Origin of the sequence: Salinivibrio sp. MA427, assembly GCF_001996115.1 — a bacterium.
GTDB classification, from domain to species: Bacteria; Pseudomonadota; Gammaproteobacteria; order Enterobacterales; family Vibrionaceae; genus Salinivibrio; species Salinivibrio costicola.
Map to the genome: position 1 here is coordinate 1 of NZ_MUFH01000219.1, position 4,516 is coordinate 4,516.

Here is a 4,516-nt window from a genome sequence, read left to right on the forward strand (position 1 = left end):
GTCTTTAACAGACTCTCTTTCTTCGCCCTCTGTGATGTTCGACGGTATCGATAAACCAGAGCGAGTAATTTGATCTTTAAAGCCATAGTCGTTACAGGCACGCATCGTCTTGTAAATCTCACAAGATAAACGACATGCGCTTTGCCAGACTTTTAACTTTTTAAATCTCAATAGATGTCCTTATCTAAGCATCCCTGTTATTGAAAAAGCAGCCAGTGCGTGCACTGCGGTTATTGCTCTTCTCCGTATTCCGTAAGAGAAGCGCTCCGTATTCCAATTCCCGAATACCGATTACTGATTACAAAGTACGGAAAGAGCAAAAGACCAATGCGAGCACGAGACTGCTCTTCGCCTTTAATCTTTAACCGCTTGCCAAGCAACACCGATTTGATAAAGGATTTGCGTGGCGGTGGAGGCGGTGCTTAGGCCGTCTAGGTAGTCGGTGTCGATTGGGACGATGATGGTATCGCCGGGTTCGAGTTGTTTTTGACTACGGCTGAACCAGAAGCTGTTGTTGGGCATCATCACTGAGCCGTCGGCGCGCACAACGTAGATGCGGTCGGTGTCGGCTTGTTGTTTGGTGCCGCCGGAAGATTCAATGTAATCACTTACCGTCATGCCAGGTTCAAACAGCTGGTTAGATGCAAACTGGACTTCGCCCATGATGCTGACCACGGGATTTCTAGGCGGTACGTATAGCTTGTCACCGCCTTCTAGCATAATGTTTGCGACCTCATCACCTTTTAGTGCGCGTGGCAATGAGATCACCATGCGGCCCACGGCTTCGGCGTTTTGTAGCTCTTCGGCGAGTGACAAAGCTTCAGTAGGGCTTGTGGTATATTGCGCGCTGGTTGTTTGACGACGTAACGCTAAGCTGCTGATTTCTTGCTTTAATTGACGGTTGAGCATTTTCAAGCGTTCTGCTTCTTGGCGTTTGAGTCGCTCACGGCTAAATACCGCCCCTTTGGGGTAAGCGAACTCGGTAAGGCCACCCGCGCGTTCAATGACATCGTCGATGGTTTCGCCACGCTCAAAGGCATACACACCAGGGAAGCGGACTTCACCTTGGAGCTCAATCGTGTTGTTTTTATGCCAGTTGGGCTTGGTTTTTATGTTAATACGATCTTGACGTTGGATGGTCAACGTTGGCCCTTTGCCAGCCAGTGTCTCCCCCAGGTTGATCGGGTAATGGCGTACCGTTAAACGCCCATCAACCACTTCGCGCCGTGAGATCTCGGCTTGCTTAACGTAGGCCGCTTCGGTCAGCCCACCAGCAGCATCGAGTAATTGCTCGATGGAGGCGTTGACGGGATAAGGATATATACCGGGATACTTAACGGCTCCCGTCAGCTCAACGACTGGCGCGGCGTGTTGGTTACTTGCTTGGTCTTTAAGCCTTTCAATTATCGGGGCCAGCTCTTGTTCGCGCAGCGAACGTCCGCCCTCATCGTTTTGTTCGACCAGGTTTTTAACTAACTTGGACTCGTTTTGCTTGGTTTGCACCGCCACTTCTGCCCCGGTTTCTGGGTCAATGTACGTGCCGCCGCTATTTTTTTGATTGAGGCGTGATTTGTCGACTTTCGCCGATTGGCGTTTGTCCCAGTATTGGCTGTCGATACCGTTGTTAAAAACAAAAACTTGATCACCTTGTTGCAAGCGCAGGTTATCTGCTGAGGTGGGCTCGTCAATAGCGCGGCCCAGTTCAAACTGCAGGACCTCAATGTCGCGTTTTGCATTTACTTCACGCACGAGCAAGGCATAGTTTAAATCAGCACTGGGCTTGAGATCGCGCTTTGCTGTTTTAATGAGATCAGATATTTTCATTCCGGGTTCAAAGCTGTACGCGCCTTGACGAACCACCTCACCACGCAGCACTACCGCGTTATCGATCGCATCGTTACTTTTCGCAATGGTGATATCATCACCGTTTTTGACGGCGAAACGCTGGCCTTCTGCCGTGGTCATGTCTAGGCTGAACTGCTTGGTGCCTGATTCAGTGGTGCGCTTGACACTGATACTCGATAGATAACCTTCGGGAAGCGCCCCCCCTGCCATATCGACCACGTCCGCGAGCGTGCTGTTGCCGGTCAGTTCATATAATGCGGGGCGTAATACCTCGCCGTCGACCGCGACTTGCGCACCACGTGCAGGGACAAACAAAGTATCGCCTTTGAGTAGGCGTACATCACCACTGCTGTCACCGGCAAGCAAAAGATCATAAAGATCCAACAGAGCGACGACGTTGCCATCACGTTTTAATTGGATATTGCGCAGTGAACCACTGTGTTTTATCCCACCACTGGCCAATAGCGCTTGGGTGATCGTGGTAAGGCCATTCACTGTGTAAGCGCCAGGCTGTTTTACATCACCGGCTAAATACACCTGCATGGTACGCATGGCGCCAATATCAACGGTGACGTCGACACCAATCACTCGCTCAGCAAACATGGCTTTAATTTGTTCGCGCACCTTACCAAAGGTTTCTCCCGCCACTTGCATCGGACCGTATTTAGGGAAGTGGATGTTGCCATCACGCTTGACGGTCAGTTGGTATTGTTGGTTTTCTTTCCCGAATATTTGTATGTCTAGGGTATCCCCCGGACCCACTTGATAATCCGCGGGGAGCGGTAAATCATCCACCGCATTCAGTGATGCCGGGGTTCCCGTCAAAAAGGCATAGCCAAAGGGTTTGAGCGCCGGGTTATCTTTGTTCGTATCTGGCTCGGCATCTGCCATCGATGGTTGTTCGGCCGATTCACCGCCAATACGCTCAGGCGATTCTGGGGCTGATGACGTGGCTTCTTCGGTGTTTGATTGGCTTTGTAGGCTATTTAAGTCAATGCCATATTGCCGGGCCAGCTGTTCTTGCTGCGCCTTTGGCAACTGTTTAAATTGTGCCAACTGGCTGGGTGTTGGTGTTGCGGCCCATGTGGGTTGGGCGATAAGCAGCGAGCTAAGTAATCCGCCAATAATACGCGCTGAGACGGTGCGCCATGGCCGATGAGTGGAAAAGAAAAACGTCAACATAATTCGCGTGATCCGTACGTGTTGTTATCGTGATAGTAAAAATGAGTTGGCGTCGCTATCGTGTGCAACGAGAGCACAATTGCGACTAAAATCGTAATTGATATTTAAGCCAGTAACGTGTGTCTGCTTCTGGATAGTGCGGCGTATCGTCGTCGGTTTTGCTGGCACCGACTGTGATCATCCCCGTCGCAACGGGAAGGCGATAGCTGGCCTCAAGCACGTGCCAGCTGTCGTTACCTTGCTCACGTTCCGCCAGCATGGTTTTTATTGCATGGTCGTTGATCAGTTGGGTATACACGGCCACAGAGCGGCTTGTGTCTAACCCATAGGTTGTACTGTTACCGCCTAATTGATCTGATGATATCGCTTGATCAATGGCGGGAGTTTGGCTCAGTGTGGTTTCAAAACCATGGTGAGTCTGTTGTTGTTCTAGCACCAAGCGAACACTTTGCCCTGCCAGCTCCGTTTGTCCGCTCCAGCCAATTAGGCTACTTGCCAGATCTTTGGCTTGGTAATTACTGACCAACTCTGTGTAAACAGCATGCGCCAACGGTAAATCAAACGCGGGTAATGCCAGTTTTGCATCCCACGCCCATTGTTCGGCGCGAGTGCGATGGTCATTGGGGTTTTGCCACTCTTGATAACTCAACCCATATTGAAAGCCACGAATGGGTTGGCTGACTAAGCGCGCGGCCCAGTGCGCATCATAACCTGTGTTTTCAGGAAGTTGATACACGGCCTCAAACGACCAGTAACCGAGCAAAGGGAGCGCTTCACCGAGATAGCTGAGTGACACGCTTGGTGCCGCTGCCGTTTGATTTCCCCAAATGAGGTTATGCTGCCAGCCTTGGCCCCACCATCGATCAATTTGGCCCATGGTAAGCAACCAACGACCATCGTTAAGCGCGAGGTAAGAGCCTTGCCAGGTATAGTCTTTATCGCCATTGGCATCGCGACGGTATTGATTAGCAACTTTAAAGGCAAAACGATTGCTTAGATGTTGGTAGTAGCTACTCACTTGCCATTCGTGACGTGGCGTGTCGCCATAGTCTATTCCGGTGGCGGGATCGTTGGCCCAATAAAAATCAAACCCGATTGGCGCGCGATTAAACTTAGCCGCATGCGCACGATAGCGAACATGACTACGCGCCGTATTGAGCATGGCGGCGCGAGGCAACACGCTGCCTGTAAATTGACTGGGGTTAGTATCGTCGTAAAAGCTAGACCAACGTAACGGATAGTGATTAATCGGGGCATTGAGTTGGCCGGCATCCGATAATGCAGTCAGATCGGCGCGTAAAAACGGGTCATCCGGCTCAAGCCAGGGTGATGCGCCCGCTTGTGTGCTTGTAAGCAGTACCAGCATCGCTATCGTTTGCCTACCACTTAGGTGAGGCGATGCCAAGTTCATCCATTTTGAACATTTCATAGGTTTGTTAACAACGCTGCGAATGAAAGAAAATATGAGTTAAAAATTAAACAGACATTG

General features: G+C 50.6%; 3 protein-coding genes. All 3 read right to left on the reverse strand.

Annotated elements, in window-relative coordinates:
* Window positions 1–171: four helix bundle protein (locus BZG79_RS16930; protein WP_199877784.1), on the reverse strand; the 171-nt coding region annotated here is incomplete at its 3' end.
* Between the two features lie 183 nt (window positions 172–354).
* The gene (locus BZG79_RS12085) at window positions 355–3,027 is read right to left on the reverse strand and encodes an SLBB domain-containing protein (protein WP_077774489.1); all 2,673 of its coding nucleotides are present in this window, start codon (window positions 3,025–3,027) and stop codon (window positions 355–357) included.
* Window positions 3,028–3,112: 85 nt separating this feature from the next.
* Complete coding sequence (locus tag BZG79_RS12090) at window positions 3,113–4,393, reverse strand: capsule assembly Wzi family protein (RefSeq protein ID WP_158011550.1); 1,281 nt, start codon at window positions 4,391–4,393, stop codon at window positions 3,113–3,115.
* Window positions 4,394–4,516: the final 123 nt, after the last annotated feature.

What these genes read in the sequence shown, in the direction of transcription:
- BZG79_RS12085 (WP_077774489.1), bottom strand. Translation starts at nt 3,027, where the DNA reads ATGTTGACGTTTTTCTTTTCCACTCATCGGCCATGGCGCACCGTCTCA.
- BZG79_RS12090 (WP_158011550.1), bottom strand. Translation starts at nt 4,393, where the DNA reads ATGCTGGTACTGCTTACAAGCACACAAGCGGGCGCATCACCCTGGCTT.